The 15,676-nt window shown below is 66.4% G+C and carries 14 protein-coding genes and 1 pseudogene; 9 read left to right on the top strand and 6 right to left on the bottom strand.

The window, feature by feature from the left end:
• Window positions 1–21: 21 nt before the first annotated feature.
• The 3 genes from ACNQS7_RS14085 (at window position 22) to ACNQS7_RS14075 (ending at window position 3,188) form a co-directional block, all read left to right on the top strand.
• The gene (locus ACNQS7_RS14085) at window positions 22–1,296 is read left to right on the top strand and encodes a PucR family transcriptional regulator (RefSeq protein WP_418013014.1); all 1,275 of its coding nucleotides are present in this window, start codon (window positions 22–24) and stop codon (window positions 1,294–1,296) included.
• A gap of 117 nt (window positions 1,297–1,413) precedes the next feature.
• Entirely contained in the window at window positions 1,414–1,881 is a 468-nt protein-coding gene (locus tag ACNQS7_RS14080) for a 2,4'-dihydroxyacetophenone dioxygenase family protein (protein ID WP_055579195.1), read from the top strand.
• A 95-nt stretch (window positions 1,882–1,976) separates the two neighbouring features.
• Window positions 1,977–3,188 (top strand): PucR family transcriptional regulator, encoded by a 1,212-nt coding sequence (locus ACNQS7_RS14075; RefSeq protein WP_418013013.1) that lies wholly within the window; start codon window positions 1,977–1,979, stop codon window positions 3,186–3,188.
• On the opposite strand, the gene ACNQS7_RS14070 is transcribed toward ACNQS7_RS14075, so the two are convergent.
• Both ACNQS7_RS14070 and ACNQS7_RS14065 read right to left on the bottom strand, forming a co-directional pair.
• Window positions 3,185–3,613 carry a hypothetical protein gene (locus ACNQS7_RS14070; protein WP_418013012.1) on the bottom strand — a complete coding sequence of 143 codons (429 nt, stop codon included), beginning with the start codon at window positions 3,611–3,613 and terminating at the stop codon, window positions 3,185–3,187. The genes ACNQS7_RS14075 and ACNQS7_RS14070 overlap by 4 nt on opposite strands.
• A gap of 119 nt (window positions 3,614–3,732) precedes the next feature.
• Window positions 3,733–4,473: a superoxide dismutase family protein gene (locus tag ACNQS7_RS14065; RefSeq protein WP_418013011.1), complete on the bottom strand. Its 741-nt coding sequence runs from the start codon at window positions 4,471–4,473 to the stop codon at window positions 3,733–3,735.
• A 113-nt stretch (window positions 4,474–4,586) separates the two neighbouring features.
• Here ACNQS7_RS14065 and glnA point away from each other — a divergent pair, with 113 nt between their 5' ends.
• Window positions 4,587–6,023: a type I glutamate--ammonia ligase gene (glnA, locus tag ACNQS7_RS14060; protein ID WP_418013010.1), complete on the top strand. Its 1,437-nt coding sequence runs from the start codon at window positions 4,587–4,589 to the stop codon at window positions 6,021–6,023.
• A gap of 22 nt (window positions 6,024–6,045) precedes the next feature.
• Here the strand turns inward: glnA and ACNQS7_RS14055 are convergent, their stop codons facing one another.
• Window positions 6,046–7,815 (bottom strand): NAD-binding protein, encoded by a 1,770-nt coding sequence (locus tag ACNQS7_RS14055; RefSeq protein ID WP_418013009.1) that lies wholly within the window; start codon window positions 7,813–7,815, stop codon window positions 6,046–6,048.
• A gap of 233 nt (window positions 7,816–8,048) precedes the next feature.
• On the opposite strand from ACNQS7_RS14055, the gene ACNQS7_RS14050 reads away from it, so the two are divergent.
• Together ACNQS7_RS14050 and ACNQS7_RS14045 are read left to right on the top strand one after the other, a co-directional pair.
• Window positions 8,049–8,975, top strand: coding sequence for an LLM class F420-dependent oxidoreductase (locus ACNQS7_RS14050; RefSeq protein WP_418013008.1), 927 nt, complete (start codon window positions 8,049–8,051; stop codon window positions 8,973–8,975).
• A 67-nt stretch (window positions 8,976–9,042) separates the two neighbouring features.
• Window positions 9,043–9,582: a peroxiredoxin-like family protein gene (locus ACNQS7_RS14045; protein WP_418013007.1), complete on the top strand. Its 540-nt coding sequence runs from the start codon at window positions 9,043–9,045 to the stop codon at window positions 9,580–9,582.
• 64 nt (window positions 9,583–9,646) lie between these two features.
• Here the strand turns inward: ACNQS7_RS14045 and ACNQS7_RS14040 are convergent, their stop codons facing one another.
• Together ACNQS7_RS14040 and ACNQS7_RS14035 are read right to left on the bottom strand one after the other, a co-directional pair.
• Window positions 9,647–9,955, bottom strand: coding sequence for a WhiB family transcriptional regulator (locus tag ACNQS7_RS14040; RefSeq protein ID WP_310783978.1), 309 nt, complete (start codon window positions 9,953–9,955; stop codon window positions 9,647–9,649).
• Window positions 9,956–10,806: 851 nt separating this feature from the next.
• Entirely contained in the window at window positions 10,807–12,276 is a 1,470-nt protein-coding gene (locus ACNQS7_RS14035; protein WP_418013006.1) for a PPE family protein, read from the bottom strand.
• A 405-nt stretch (window positions 12,277–12,681) separates the two neighbouring features.
• On the opposite strand from ACNQS7_RS14035, the gene ACNQS7_RS14030 reads away from it, so the two are divergent.
• The 3 genes and pseudogenes from ACNQS7_RS14030 to ACNQS7_RS14020 form a co-directional block, all read left to right on the top strand.
• Entirely contained in the window at window positions 12,682–13,512 is an 831-nt protein-coding gene (locus ACNQS7_RS14030) for a hypothetical protein (protein WP_418015990.1), read from the top strand.
• 80 nt (window positions 13,513–13,592) lie between these two features.
• Window positions 13,593–14,168: an ECF RNA polymerase sigma factor SigD gene (gene sigD / locus ACNQS7_RS14025; RefSeq protein ID WP_055579203.1), complete on the top strand. Its 576-nt coding sequence runs from the start codon at window positions 13,593–13,595 to the stop codon at window positions 14,166–14,168.
• A pseudogene (locus tag ACNQS7_RS14020) lies at window positions 14,161–15,060 on the top strand (anti-sigma-D factor RsdA); the annotation flags it as partial. The gene sigD and the pseudogene ACNQS7_RS14020, both read left to right, overlap by 8 nt.
• Before the next feature lie 184 nt (window positions 15,061–15,244).
• Here the strand turns inward: ACNQS7_RS14020 and ACNQS7_RS14015 are convergent.
• The gene (locus ACNQS7_RS14015; protein ID WP_055579226.1) at window positions 15,245–15,658 is read right to left on the bottom strand and encodes a DUF5319 domain-containing protein; all 414 of its coding nucleotides are present in this window, start codon (window positions 15,656–15,658) and stop codon (window positions 15,245–15,247) included.
• Window positions 15,659–15,676: the final 18 nt, after the last annotated feature.

Here is a 15,676-nt window from a genome sequence, read left to right as displayed (position 1 = left end):
GACGGAGTATGTTCAGCCGCCATGAAGCCCACGTGGGAACCGTTCCGCGAGCCCGGCGCTGAGCGGCTCTGGGAGACGTTTCTGCGCCCTCTCGCCATCGAATTACGATCGTGTGCAACCGAATTCGCTGAGCAGGCGGTGGCCCGCGTACAGCACGAGATGCCGCTGCTGTTCCCGGACCCGCAGTCGGTGAAGGAAAACGTCGTCAGCACCGCGGCGAGCCTGCGCAATGTCGCCGACCTCCTCGACATCGGCGGCGACCCTCGTGAGGCCGAGTTGTCTGCGCCGACCCGGGCCGTTGCGCGTGCCGGGGTGAATCGTCAGATCCCGCTGGCCAGCCTGATGCGTTTCTATCGTGTGACCCACGAGCTGTTATGGCAGTGGATGTGGGACCGCATCGCGTCCACCGGGGCGGATCAGGCGGAGCAGGCCGCGACGTTGCGACTGGCCACCAGCTGGATGTTCGGTTATGTCGATGCCGCCCAGAACCGCGCGGAGGAAGCCTACGAATCCGAACGGGAAGTCTGGCTGCGCAACGCGGCGGCCGCCCGGACCGGGGCCATCGAGGAGATCCTGACGCAGCGCGAACGTGACCCGCAGCGGGCCTCGAAAAGGTTGCGCTACGACGTCAACCGCCATCATGTCGGGGCGGTGGCATGGCTGGAAACGGTGGAGGGGGACGTCGATGCGCAGTCGGTCTTGAGTGAGGCGCTGACCACGGTCGCACACGGGGTCGGTGGTGAAACCACCCTGATCCACCCGGCCGGCTCGCTGGTGGCATTCGGTTGGTTCAGCCGTCAAAGTGCTTTCTGCACAGCTGATCTCGATGCGCCCACACTGAAGCTCCCGGCCGGCGTACGGGTCGGCATCGGTGAGCCGGGCTTCGGCCTGAAAGCTTTCCGCTGTAGTCATCTGGAAGCCTCGAATGCGCGCCGGGTCGCGGCGTTGCTGGTGGCCTCCGGCGGCACGGTGACCCGCTATTGCGATGTTGCGGTTGCCGCGCTGGCCAGTTGCAACGCTGAACTCGCTGAAGCGTTCGTGCACCGGGTGCTGGGCCCGCTGGCGGCCGACGACGAGGCGACGTTCCGGGTCGCCACGACCTTATCCGTTTACCTGCAGGAGAATCGGAGCCGGACCCGGGCCGCGCGGCGACTCACCGTGCATCCCAACACCGTCAGTTACCGCGTCGATCAGGCGCAGACGATCCTCGGTCGCAGCATCGACACCGACAGCATCGACCTCGCGGTGGCACTGGCACTGCTGCCCACGTTGCCGGGTCTGACCCGGCAGTTGTGATCTCAGTACAAGCGTGGTGGCCAAGTCTGGTATCGGGCGCCAAGTAAATCGCGGGATTCCTCCCTACCGTCTCAGGCAGTTGGTCAACCGGCCATCAACCTGAAGAAGGAGACCCCGATGCAGACGATGCAAGAACTCGACGTCAACTACATGAGCGGCGCCGACAATCCCTGGATTCCGTTCACCCCGCTCAGCGACCAGGTCTTTCTGAAGTACTGGAAGGTCGATCCGGTCCGGGCCGAGATCGTCGTCTCGATGAAGTTCCCGGCTGGCCTGGAGCTGCCCCCGCACTACCACACGGGCATCGTGGTTGGGCACACCGTCAGCGGCGCGTGGCGCTACCAGGAGAACAACTGGGTCTCGCGCGCCGGTGACACCGTCTACGAGGTCGCCGGTTCCCGGCACACCCCGGAGAGCGTGGAGGACACCGAGGTGTTCTTCTTCATCGTCGGCGAGTTGCTGTTCATTGACGAGAACAACACCATCCTGTGGCAGGAAAACCACAAGACATCGGTTGAGCGCTACACGAATTACTGCGCCAGTCAGGGCATTCCGGCTCGTGACCTGACGAGTTGGGACGCGTAGCCGGCATTCGGCCCCAGGTTGAGAACCGTTCAAGATACGCGGTAAATGGTGCAAAACTGTCCATCGTCCGCATCGGCGGACTTAACCTGGGGACCGTGGTCTGGCAACGCCCGTCGCCGCGGGTGCGGGAACTGATTCGGCAGGGCGCCCGGATCGTCCTGGATGCACCGGCGGAGTGGCTCGAGGAATTCGATCGGGCGACGATGGCGGCCAACCCGTCGGTGGCCGAGGACCCCGTCCTCGCCGAGTCCGCTCGTCGCAGCGTCCGGTCCAGCCTGATGCACTGGGCCGCAGCCAATGTGAGCGATCCCGGTGCTCCGGTACCGGCCAACCTGGGTCCGGAGCCGCTGAGCATCGCTCGTGACATGGTGCGCCGCGGCCTGGAGCCGTTCACCTATCGGCCCGCGCAGAGCGTCGGCTGGCAGATCTGGATGGACACCGTCTTCCGGCTCACGTCGGACGCGGACGAGTTGCGCGAGTTGTTCGAGGTGTCGTTTCGGTCCATCAGCGACTTCCTCGACGCCACGTCCGACGGCATCGCCGCCCGGATTCGGCAGGAGCGGGAGGAATTGCTGCGCGGCACCCACGCCGAACGCCGCGAAGTCACCGCGCTCATTCTCGATGGCGCCCCGATCAGCCGCTCGCGTGCCGAAAGCAGGCTGGGTTACGCCCTGAACCGCAACCACACGGGCGCTGTCATCTGGTGCGACGAACCCGACGGTGACCTCGGCCGGCTCGACCAACTCGCCGACGCGCTCGGCCGTGCCGCCGGGTTCGCGCGCCCACTCACCGTGACAGCTGCCGCAGCCAGCCGCTGGGTGTGGATTCCCGACGCGACCCTGGACATCGAGCGCGTGCAACGGGCGGTGGAAGCTGCCCCGGGAACGCGAATCGCCATCGGCACCCCCGCTCTCGGGATCGACGGCTTCCGGCGCACCCACCTCGAAGCGCTCACCACCCAGCGCATGGTCGCCGGGTTGCGTTCTGCCCAGCGGGTGGCGTTCTTCGCCGAGGTGCAGCTGATCGCGCTGATCAGCCAAAACCCGCAAGCCGCAGACGATTTCATCAAGAACGTGCTGGGCGAGTTCGAGTCGGCCAGCCCCGAGTTGCAACACACGGTGCTGACCTTCATCAACGAACAGTGCAGCATCGGACGGACCACCAAACGCCTTTACGCGCACCGCAATACGCTGCTGCGCCGGCTCGACCGAGCCCAGCAGCTGCTTCCCCGGCCCCTCGAGCACAGCAGCGTGCATGTGGCCGTCGCGCTCGAGGCCCTGCAGTGGCGCGGCAGGCCGACCAGCTAACCGCGTCCCATCCCGCCCATGTGGCCACTGGCCATGCTGGGTCCGCCAAATCCACCCGGGCCGCCGATGCCACCGATCTGGCCGGGAGAGCCGATGCCGCCCGGGGTTCCGGGAGCTCCGGACTGGGGTCCGAACGGGCCGTACAGTTCGCCGGGTGCCGGAGGTCCGCCCGGTCCACCGGGCCCACCCAATCCGCCGGGCCCGTAGAGCCCGCCCGGCGTGCCGGGTGCCGGGGGCAGGGCGGGTGCAGAAGGTGTGGCGGGGCTCTCCACGCACTGCTCCAGTACGGCGTTCCAGACCGTGTCAATAGGGCAGGGCTCGTCCGCGTGGCTGATCGCCGGCAGCCCGATTCCAATCGCGGGCATCAACTCGAGCCCGAGCGCGATCGCGGCGGCTGCGGCACCGTTCCGGAGCAGGTTCCTCATCGTCAGACCTCTTTCTGTGGAGTGGGGTAGCTCCATAGTCGAGGCCGAGGCAACCCTTCCCAAGGGCGTATTTGCCCATATATGCGGACAAAGTAGTGCAGAAGTGTGCAGCTCTGAGCTCAGCCGCCGGGCGGAGTTGTCACCGTCTTGGGCGCCGTGGACGTCGTGGTCGGGGTGCTGCTGACCGTGACGGTGCTGGTGCTCGTGCTCGTGCTGGTAACCGGTGGCGGTACGGCGACCGTGGTGGTGACCGTGCTGACGCTCGTCGTCGTCGTGGACGAGGTGGTCGACGAGGTCGTCGTGGCGGACGCCGCTGCGATGACGCCGCATGCCACCCGCTTGCCGGTCTCTTCCGCCGAACTCTCGCCGAAGCTGCCCGGGTCCGCGGAGATGACCAGCGAGGTGCCGGAACTGTTTCTCAGGTCGGCGGCGGTGAACCCGCTGGTCGTGGTGACCAGTTTGGCCGAGCCGTCGGGCCGCACCTGTAAGGCGGTGAGTTGGCCGCTGGCGGGATAACCGGTGTGGCCGGACGCCTGGTACACGCTGCCGGCGGACTCGAAGGCGGCCGGCTCGCAGCTGCCTACCGCGTGGACCGCCAGGCCGTGGAAACCCGGCGTCAAGACCGAGTTCGGGCCGGCCTCCACCGTCACCGTCGCATAACCGTTCGCGAAATCAAAGGTTGCCGTGGCGATTTGGCTGCCGTCGGTGCCCTTGAGCTGAGTGGTCATCTTCTCCGCGCCACTCTGTCCGCCGGACGTGGACGAGGTGCCGCTCTGGCCGCCCTGCTGCGTCGAGCAGGCGGCCAACGGTGCAATGGTCGTGGCCAGTGCCGCGACAGCGAAGGTTACGCCCTTGTTCATGACGCGTACCTACCCCGATTCATCCAGGTCAAAACGCTCCGGATGCGGGGTGCGGCGCGGCATGTGTCAATGGGAGGGCGCATTACCGCGGATAGCCGAAAAAGGAGCATCCCGTGTCCGAAAAGACGCCCGACGACATCTTCAAAGTCGCCAAGGACGAGAACATCGAATATGTCGATGTCCGATTCTGCGACCTGCCAGGCACCATGCAGCACTTCACAATTCCGATTTACGCCTTCGACGAGAACGTGTTCGAGGAGGGCCTGGCCTTTGACGGATCCTCGATTCGCGGATTCCAGTCCATTCACGAGTCCGACATGCTGTTGCTTCCGGATCCGGAGACCGCGACCATCGATCCGTTCCGCAAGGCCCCCACGCTGAACGTGAACTTCCACGTGCACGACCCGTTCACGCTGGAGCCCTACTCCCGCGATCCCCGTAACGTCGCCCGCAAGGCCGAGAATTACCTGATTTCTTCGGGTATCGCCGACACCGCCTATTTCGGACCCGAGGCCGAGTTCTACATTTTCGATTCGGTGAGCTTCGATTCGCGCACTGACGGCGCGTTCTACAAGGTGGACGCGACGTCGGGTTGGTGGAACACCGGGGCCGCGACGGAGGTCGACGGCAGCCCGAATCTCGGCTACAAGGTCCGTCCCAAGGGTGGGTACTTCCCGGTCGCTCCGACCGACCACTACGTCGACCTCCGCGACGAGATGCTCAGCCATCTGACCAACGCCGGCTTCGCCCTGGAGAAGGGCCACCACGAGGTGGGCAGCGGCGGCCAGGCCGAGATCAACTACCGGTTCAACACGCTGCTGCACGCGGCCGACGACCATCAGATGTACAAGTACATCGTCAAGCAAACCGCTTGGCAGGCAGGCAAAACCGTGACGTTCATGCCCAAGCCGTTGTTCGGCGACAACGGCTCCGGCATGCACTGCCACCAGTCGTTGTGGAAGGACGGCGTGCCGCTGATGTACGAGGAGGACGGTTACGCCGGGTTGTCGGACATCGCCCGCCACTACATCGGCGGGTTGCTGTACCACGCCCCTTCGCTGCTGGCCTTCACCAACCCCACCATCAACTCCTACAAGCGACTGGTGCCCGGATACGAGGCGCCCATCAACCTGGTCTACAGCCAGCGCAATCGCTCTGCGTGCGTACGCATCCCGATCACCGGCAACAACCCGAAGGCCAAACGGCTGGAGTTCCGCTGTCCGGACGCGTCGGGCAACCCGTACCTGTCGTTCGCCGCCATGCTGATGGCCGGCCTGGACGGCATCAGGAACAAGATCGAGCCGCCCCCGCCGATCGACAAGGACCTCTACGACCTGCCTCCGGAGGAGGCCGCGGACATCGCGCAGGCCCCCACGTCGTTAGCCGCGGTGATCGACCGGCTGGAGGAAGACAGCGAATACCTCACCGAAGGAGGCGTTTTCACCCCCGACCTGATCGAGACGTGGATCAACTACAAGCGCGACTATGAACTGGCGCCGTTCAACCTGCGGCCCACGGCTTTCGAGTTCGCGCTGTATTACGACGTCTAGATGTACTGCCCAGGCAGGTTATCTAGACTTCGACGTCCTGTGCCCACCGCGGCGGGCGGACGTCCGGCCGGCGCGCGGCGGCCAGGGTGCTCGTCCGCTCGCCGTTGATCGCGGTCAGCGGGGGCGGTTGGCCCTTGCGCAGCGTGGCGATCAGTTCCCGGTAGGGGCCGATGAGGTAGACGGTGTCGCCGGCCTTGAGCCGGGCGTCGCGGCGGGGGCGCAGCCGGATCGGACCCTCCGGACGGATGATCGCTATGACGCGGGTCTGGGTGGACAGTTCGAGCATCAGCAGTCCGTCCAACTCGCTGCCGGCCGCCACCAGCATGGCGCCGACCATGAAGGAGCGCTGACCGACCCAGAACGTGCCCAGCACCTGCAGGCCCATCGCCGCCCCGATGAACCACGGAGCCGCCAGGTCGACGATCGACCGCACGTTCTCGAAGCCGAATCGCCGGTTGATCGCGGTGCCCAGCGCGCGCCCCTGCACACGCATCACGATCGGCACCTTGGTGTCGGAACCCAGGATCTCGAGCAGCACAATGCCGGTCTCGATGTTCTCCATGTCGTCCTTGGTCACCACCGCCACTCCCCGGGCGTGATCGACCCGCGCGGACTCCAGCGTCTGGCGCATCGTCGAATCACCGAAGATCACCGGCACGTCCAGCTCGGCCACCGTCTGCAGGAACGGGTTGTTCTCGTTCTGCTCCACCACCAGGACGTCGTAACCCGCGGCGGTCAGATCGGTGACCACACGGACACCGATCGAACCGAGTCCGATGACAACGACGTGGCCGCGCATGTGCCTGGCCCGCAGCCGTCCGGTGGTGTTCACGAAACGCCGCGACAGCAGCAGGTCCGCGAGAAAGGCGGTGAGGACCGCGGTGATGATCACGCCGCCGAACATCAGGCCGACGGCGAACAGTCTCAGGAAAGGGGACTGGTAGGCAAAACTGAAATCGCCGTAGCCCACGGTCGTGATGGTCTCCGAGGCGAAGTAGAGGGCGTCGAGCCAGGAAAGTTCCGGGTTGTGATGACCGAGGCGCACCACGACCGTCGAGCCGAGCGTCAGCAGCAGGGTGAATACCAGCGAGGGGTACACCATCGGGTTGAGGTCGTCGAGCATGGCGCGCACCGCATCGATGGCGCGGCGCATCCGGGAGTGGCGTGAGCGCGTCGCGTCCGCAGACGGCACGGTGATGCCGCGGGCCTCCAACTCGTCTTTGACGCCGATCATCGAGGTCCAGTCGCCGGCGTAGACCTTCTGATCCCGCCCCGGGCATGGCACCACCTCCCCGGGCACGGGCGAGTTTTTGCCGTGCACCACCGCCACCGGTGCCAGGTCGGCGTGTATTTCGCGCAGCGTTCCGTCATGCGGCGCCTCGGATCCCCAGACCACGAAATCGATACCGGCGGCGGCGAATTGGTGGGTGTTGCGGGACAGAACCGCCTCGACGATGGAGGGTGTCGCGAGGTCTGCGAGGTCCAGGATGGCCCCGGGGCCGTTGACTCCGGCCACCCCTCTGCGCAGCACCTCGTTGGCCAACCGCGCCACCACGCGCACATTCGGGCTGAATTCCCTTGCCAGTAATGCGATTTCGAGGTTCACCGCATCATTGGGTCCGGCGCAGACGACGGCACGGGCGCGATGCACGCCGGCGGCCCGCAGATCGGCGGCGGTGTTGATCTTGATGATCCGCGCGCCGGCGCCCCGGAGTTCCTCGGCGATCGTCTTCGACAGCGGGTCGTCACCGCTGACGATGATCTCACGATGAAACTGAAAAACCTCACCCATGCCCATTCCTATGTAGTCCCTATGACTATCGGTCACGGGATCAATAAGTGCCACCGGAAGCGGACGTCCTGTTTCGCGAATAGCTGTGGCGCGCAAGCACAGTCGCGAAAGTGCAACGAGATCGACTTGAGTCGGTCACGCACCCGCAACGTTCGCGGTGACAATGACCCGGGACCCCTGCGGATCAGGTGAGTCCGGGATTTAATCGCGGCCTGCCGTGGTTACACCACAACATGACCATTCGACTCGGATTGCAGATTCCCAACTTCTCCTACGGCACCCCGGTCGCCGAACTCTTTCCCGCCGTGAAAGCCCAGGTCCAGGAGGCCGAAAGCGCCGGATTCGACACCGTGCTGCTGATGGATCACTTCTACCAGTTGCCCGGACTGGGAGAACCCGACGAACCCATGCTGGAGGCCTACACCGCGCTGGGCGCCCTGGCCACCGCCACTGAGCGCGTCCAGTTGTCGACGCTGGTGACCGGCAACACCTACCGCAATCCCACGTTGCTCGCCAAAGAGGTCACGACGCTGGACGTGGTGAGCGGCGGCCGCGCCATCCTGGGCATCGGGGCCGGCTGGTTCGAGCTGGAACACCGGCAGCTGGGCTTCGACTTCGACACGTTCACCGAGCGGTTCGAGAAGCTCGAAGAGGCCTTGCAGATCATCCTCCCCATGTTCCACGGCGAACGGCCCAGCTTCTCGGGTAAGTGGTACCGCACGGAGAACGCGGTCAACGAGCCCCGCTACCGCGACCACATCCCGGTCATGCTCGGGGGCAGCGGCGAGAAGAAGACGTTCCGGCTGGCCGCCCGGTACGCCGACCACCTCAACATCATCGCCGACATCGACGACCTGCCGGCCAAGCTGGACGTGTTGCGCCGGCGCTGCGCCGAAATCGACCGCGACCCGGTCACACTGGAGACCAGCTGTCTGTTGACGGTGGTGCTCGACGGCTACGGCGCGTCGGGCGACATCGGCGAGGCGCGTGGTGGGCGGGCCGTCACCGGGACGGTCGAGCAGGTGGCCGAGGAGATCAAGCGCCGGGTGCTCGACGCCGGCATCGACGGTGTGATCGTCAATCTGCCGACCCACCGGTACACCCCCGGGGTCATCACGGCGGTGGGCGAGGCGCTCGGGCCGCTGGTTGGCGCCGGTTAAGCAGGGGTTTAACGGTCTGCCGTCGGAGTCGGCGAAGCTATCGGTGGCGGCGGCGATTGGAGCCAGGATGAGATGGAGTGCAGGCGACCGAGTGGCACCTCGGGCGCTGACAACGATCAACGGTGTCGCGGTGACCATTCCGGCCGCCAGCGGACCGGTGCACCTGCAATTTCGGCGGTTCGCCGCGTGTCCCATCTGCAGTCTGCACCTGCGCGAGGTCGCGCGTCGGCACGACGAGATCGTCAAAGCAGACGTCACCGAGGTGGTCGTGTTCCATTCGTCGGCCGACGCGCTGCGCCGTTACCAAGCCGACCTGCCCTTCGCGGTGGTGGCCGATCCGGATCGGAGTTTGTACGACCAGTTCGGCGTCGGATCCTCGTTGCGTTCGGTCCTCAGTCCCCAGGCGGTGCGGGCCGCCCGCCGAGGTCTGCGCCAGCTGCGATCGGTGCGAGCCGTCGCTGGAAGCCTGGCGCCGACGGAGAATCACCTCGGCAAGCCGGCCGACTTCCTGATCGGGCCAGACGGTGTGGTTCTTGCCTGCAAATACGGCGATCACGCCGACGATCAATGGTCGGTGGACGAACTGTTGAGACTGGTCGCCACCTGAATCCGCGGCACCGACAGAACACAGGCCCGGGGTACTCCACCCGGGCCTGCGTCGTCTCGAGTAATCAGGCCGAGCGGCGGATTCCGCGGTTGCGTCCGAGGGAGCCCTTGAGCAGCATGTCGCGCTCGGACTCTGACAGGCCGCCCCACACCCCGTACGGCTCGCCGACGTCCAGCGCGTGGGTCCGGCACTCATCGATCACCGGGCAACGTCGGCACATCTCCTTGGCCCGCTGCTCGCGCTGCATCCGCGCACGGCCACGCTCGCCGTCGGGATGGAAGAACATCGACGAGTCGACACCGCGGCACAACCCCTGCAACTGCCAGTTCCAGATGTCGGCGTTGGGTCCAGGTAGCTGTTCCGGCTGTGGCATTGCTGATTCCCTCTCTGCACGGCACACCTGAGTGGGCAGGCTCGCGAACGAGGCGAGTTGTGCAACTGAATGGCAGTGGCGTCACCGATGACTACACCGAACACGGTAGACGCTAGGTGGGCTATCGAAATTCAGTCAATAGGCGCACGGTGTGGCGAAATACTGGCCCGTTGTTTGAGAATTAACTCCGCGTTCATCTGTGGCGCTATTGCCGAAGGCTAGGTGTGCTAACCGGATGGTGGCGTTACGCCAAAGTCCCAGCTCAGTGGGGTGATGTGAGCAAGCTGTAATTGGCATCGAAGCCACTGTAGGTAATATCGCGGTAACACAGAGCGCACAAACTTTTTACCAACGATGCGCAGATATCACAGCGATTGAAACCCGTCATACCCGCAGGGTCGAGCGGCCGGTTGCGAGTAGCCGGCAACCGTCGCAGGCAGGCCGGGCGGGCGCATCCTGGACTTGGCCGACACCGACCACCACCGGGCCGGTTACGGTCGCTGCCGCCACCGTCCACGGTCGCGGTCAACGGGGCACAGCCCACCTGCCCGAGTTCGTCATCCGGCATCGGCGTGACCCCATGCAAGCAATTTGCTGTCGCCTCCACCGGGCCGAATGTTACGGCCGCCCGCCGGTTACCGACCGTCGTCGCTTGACGATCACCGTTGACCCGGTGTGCGTGAGTGGATAAGCGAAAAAGCGATGGGCCCTCCTGCGGTCCATTCAACCGCTTTGCAGGTGCCATTACGGCCGGGTGGCGGCCCACTCTCGCGACATCGCTGACCAACTCCGGAGGTATCGGAGGCACTGGCCATTACCGCCGGGGCGACCCAGCCGAACCGCAATACGGATCAAGCTTGTAAAACCGGTTGAGCGACCACGGGCGTGGTGGCGACCGGAGACACGGCGGTGGGCTGGGCAACCACGCTCGGGTCGACGGCGATGGGGGTCGACGAGATGGCACCACCCAGTTGATCGAGCGTCTGGGTGAGCAGAGCGGGATTGACTGCGATGGCGGACAGGTCGCCGGCGACCTGGCTGAGCACGCCGGGGTTGGCCGCGATGGCGGACAGATCGATGGCGACCTGGGTCAACAGCCCGGGGTTGGTCGCGACGGCGGATAGCTGGGCAGCGGCCTGCGTGAGCAGAATCGGGTCGCCGACTCTGACTAGCAGAGCCGGGCTGGCCGCGACTGCGGACAGCTGGGCAGCGGCCTGAGTGAGCACGCCGGGGTTAGCCGCGATCGCCGACAGTTCGCTTGCGGCTTGAGTGAGCAGGCCGGGGTTGGCGGCGACGGCCGACAGTTGGCCGGCGGCCTGGGTTAGCAGGCGAGAGTCGACGATCGATGCAAGCGCGGCGGGGTTGGCCACTGTCGCCGACAGCCGCGATGCCGCCTGGGTGACCAACGCCGGGTCGGCGACGACTGCGGCAAGCACGGTTGGGGCCGCGGCGACGGCGGACAGCTGCGCCGCCGCCTGGGAGAGAATCGCCGGATTGACGGCAATGGCAGACAGTCGGGATGCCGCCTGGGTGAGTTGTGGGTTTGCGGCCACGGCCGAAAGCTGTGCTGCCGCCTGCGTGATCAACACCGTGCGAGCGCCCAATCCCGCGGCCGCATCGGTGAGCTGGCGGAACGCCACCGCCAGAGGCGTGTCGACGGAGGCCACCGTTCGAAGTCCGGATGCGAGCCGGGAGGAAAGGAGTGCCGCAATCAGGCCGTACTCAACCGCTGTGGCAGCGGGCGCCGGCGGCGACGGCGGACTCCCGATGCCGGCTGCTGCCGTGACCTGACCGGACAAGCCCGTCAGGGTGCTCTGCCACGGCGCCAACTGTTCGGCGATCGCGCTGGCGCTGCCGTGGTAGCCGACCATCGCGGCGATGTCGGTGGCCCACATCTCTTCGTATTCGCCGTCAGTGGCGGCGATCGCCGGCGCGTTGAGCCCGAAGATGTTGGTCAAAGCCAGTGACACCAGGCGATCCCGGTTGAGTGCGATCGCTACCGGGTGTACTACGGCGGCCCGCGCCGACTCGTACACGCTCGCAACGGCCTGCGCCCCAGTCGATGCCCCGCCTGCCTGGGTCGCCGCCTTGCCAAGCCACTCCCCGTACGACGCGGCTATGGTGGTCATCGCGGTTGCCGCCGCGCCCTGCCAGGACGACGTCACCAGGTCGGAAATCAACGATGAGAAGGAGTCGGCGGCCGAACCTAGTTCTTCGGCCAACCCGCTCCAGGCGGCGGCCGCGGCCAGCATCGGTCCAGAGCCCGCACCGGCGTACATCCGCGCCGACGTCACCTCTGGCGAAGACATGAAGAAACTCATAGCAACAGTCCTTCCCGGCCGGTGTTTGCGGCCTGCCCGCCACGGCGATGGCGGTCTCGAGGATTACTCCATCCAGTCCCCCGCTGCGCGCCGTCTTTCGGCTCGAGTCGTTGCAATTGCGCACCGCATCCTTTCCGAAGCGGCTTGCATCGACCCGATCACACCGAAATTACGGCAGTAAAAACATAAACGCGGTGACGATAAATGTCAGCCCCCATTTTTCAGGAATGACCTCGCAAATTCGAATGGCATTCGAGTATTTGAAAATCGAGTCAGGGGCTTGCCAGTTCGCGGCGGTTTTCGCGTCGCGGAGGGAGCTGCTGCCCGCGACATGCAGTGCAGTAATCTTTCGGCGGGATTGTCGCAGCATCGGCAGGTGGGGGCGGAATCATCACTTCCAGTGAAATTTTAGGTGTTGCTGAGCTCGAGAAAGCATTCGAGGCCACCGCGTTCGGAGGCCGCTCGGCGGACTGGCCGTTGCCGACGGCCACTACGCCGCGGCAGCTGTGGCTACGAGCCGTCGCCGCCGGGGGACAGGGCCGCTACGCCAGCGCCTACGCCGACCTGGCCACGCTGCGCCGGCGGGTCGGCGCCGGCCCTTTGGCATCGCTGGCCCACAGCACCCACGGATCTTTTCTGCGCCAACTGGGTTGGCACACTCTGGCGCGCGGCTGGGACGGGCGGGCTTTGGCGCTGGCGGGCGACGACCCGGAGGCCCGGGCCGACGCGCTGATCGGGCTGGCCGCCGACGCGCTCGGCATCGGTCGTTTTGCTGCGGCGGCGACGCTTCTGACCCGCGTGGAGGCCGCGCTGGACGGGGCCCCGTTGGCCGCGCCGACGGCGGACCGGCTCGCGGTGCGCCGGGGCTGGGTCGGCGCCGAGCTGGCGATGGCCTCCGGTGACGGCTCGACCGCGGTGCGCCGCGCAGAAGAGGCGGTCGAAAAGGCGCGCGACATGGCCGGCGGGTCGGCGCGGCACCAGGTCAAGAGCGATGTGGTGCTGGCCGCCGCCCTGTGCAGCGCAGGGGCCGTCGAGCGGGCCCGGGCCGTCGCGCAATCGGCATTCGAAACCGCCGCGCCGCTGCGGCTCATCCCGCTGCGCTGGGCCCTCGCTTGCTTGCTGATCGATACCGGAAGCGTCACGGTTGAAGCACAGGGGCTGCCCGAACTCGTTGAAATCCGGGATATTTGCGCAGGTGAGGTACAACGCGCCGGTGGGACCTGGCGCACCGCCTGAGATCCTGTCCGCCCGTTATTGTCGCTCAGCGAGTTAGCCCGGGATGAGTCCCGTCCGTGACTTTGGAGAAACCACCGTCGATGACAATGCAGGGAGAACGTCTCGACGCTGTGGTCGTGGAGGCCGCCGCAGGGGACCGAAACGCGCTTCGGGAGGTGCTGGAGACCATCCGTCCGATCGTCGTCCGATACTGCCGAGCGCGAGTCGGCACCGTCGAACGGGGCGGACTGTCCGCAGATGACGTGGCCCAGGAGGTGTGCTTGGCGACAATAACGGCGTTGCCGCGCTACCGGGACCGTGGGCGCCCTTTCCTGGCCTTTCTGTACGGCATCGCGGCACACAAGGTGGCGGACGCCCATCGAGCCGCCGGCCGCGACCTGGCGTACCCGGCCGAAGAGGTGCCGGAGCGCCGGTCATCGGACGCGGGGCCGGAGCAGCGGGCCATCGAGGCCGACTCGGTGACCCGGATGAACGAATTGCTGGAGATCTTGCCGGCCAAACAACGCGAGATCCTGATCCTGCGCGTGGTGGTGGGTCTGAGCGCCGAGGAGACCGCTGCGGCTGTGGGCAGCACGACGGGCGCGGTTCGGGTGGCCCAGCATCGCGCACTTCAACGGTTGAGAGACGAGATCGTCGCGGCAGGTGAATATGCGTAGTTCTGATTTCGGTAATGATCGGCCGGCCCTGGACGAGGTGGCCCGCACCGACCTGCTGCTCGACGCGCTGGCAGCACGCACCGAGGGCGTGTTCGGCGACCCCGTCGGGTTCGAAGACGAGGCGCTGACGGCGCTGCTGGGCGAGTGGCGCGACGACCTGCGCTGGCCGCCGGCGAGTGCGCTGGTGTCGCAGGACGAAGCCGAGGATGCGCTGCGCGAGGGGATGATGGACAACAACCGCGGCCGGCGCGGCCTGGCCGCGGTCGGCTCGGTGGCCGCGACCCTGCTGATGCTCAGCGGCTTCGGTGCGGTAGTGGGCGACGCCCGGCCAGGTGACCTGTTGTACGGCTTGCACGCCATGATGTTCAACGAACCGAGGGTCAGCGACGACCAGATCATGTTGTCCGCGAAGGCCGATCTGGCCAAGGTGGAGCAGATGATCGCCCAGGGCAAATGGGACCAGGCGCAGACCCAGCTGGCCGAGGTCAGCAGCACGCTGCAGGCCGTCAACGACGGTGGCCGCCGGCAGGGCCTGCTCGACGAGGTGAACCAGCTCAACACCAAGGTGGAAAAGCGCGATCCCAATGCCATGACGCGGCCCGCCTCGCCACCCACCACCGAGTTGGCGGTCCCCGGTGCCCCGGCGAACTCGCGGACTCCGCAGCCGATGGCGCCCGCCACCGAACCTTCACCTCCGGTGGCGGTCGAAGCGTCGACGTCCCCGGAGACACCCGAACCGGTCGATTCCACCACCCCGACACCGACTCCCACGACCACGCCACCGGCGTCCACCACCACGGTGCCCAGCACGTCCCCGACACCGTCGACCACCAAGCCCAAGGCGTCCACCACCACGCCGACCACGAAACCCGCCACCACCACGCCGACCACCACGGCCACGCCCAAGTCGAGTACGTCCGCGTCGCCCAACTCACCGGCGGCGGGACCGGGTTCAACGGCGCCGTCGACACCGTCGGGAGAATTGTGGGACACGACATCCGGGCCCGCTACACCGAAAACACCAATCCCGACCAGCGCCAGGCCGTAAATCAGGGCCTCACATCAAAGATCGCGCCTCAGAGGTGGCGACGGAACCCGTCCGCGTCTGACGTCGCTTCGTTCAGCGAGGCGTCGGCATACCCGCGGCAGTAGTCCCACGTGACGTAGGCGTCCGGCTCGGGGTCGTAGGCCGGCTCGTGCGGACGTACGGTGCCGTCGATGAGCAGCTGCAGCAGGTTCGCCCGCAGCATGTCCCAGTCGTGGTAGTGATCCTGCTGGCACTCGTCACAACAGACCACCAGGCCGCGGATCCCGCGGTGGGCCAACAACGCCTCGTAGACCGCCAGGTCGGCCAGGTCCGCTTCGACGGCCATCCGTTCCTGCTGATCCAGCGGCTGTCCGGGCTCGACGGCCTCCAGAGCCGCCGACGGGTCCATGGGGTCGTCGGCGAAGGGATCGGGCGGCAAACCCGGCGGGAGGTGGTCACGCACCCCCATAGCCTACGCAGC

Source organism: Mycobacterium sp. 23 (genome assembly GCF_048287075.1).
In the GTDB taxonomy this organism is placed as follows: Bacteria; Actinomycetota; Actinomycetes; order Mycobacteriales; family Mycobacteriaceae; genus Mycobacterium; species Mycobacterium gordonae_B.
Note: the sequence above shows the minus strand (reverse complement) of the source record. Positions and strands in the feature narration are given on the sequence as shown.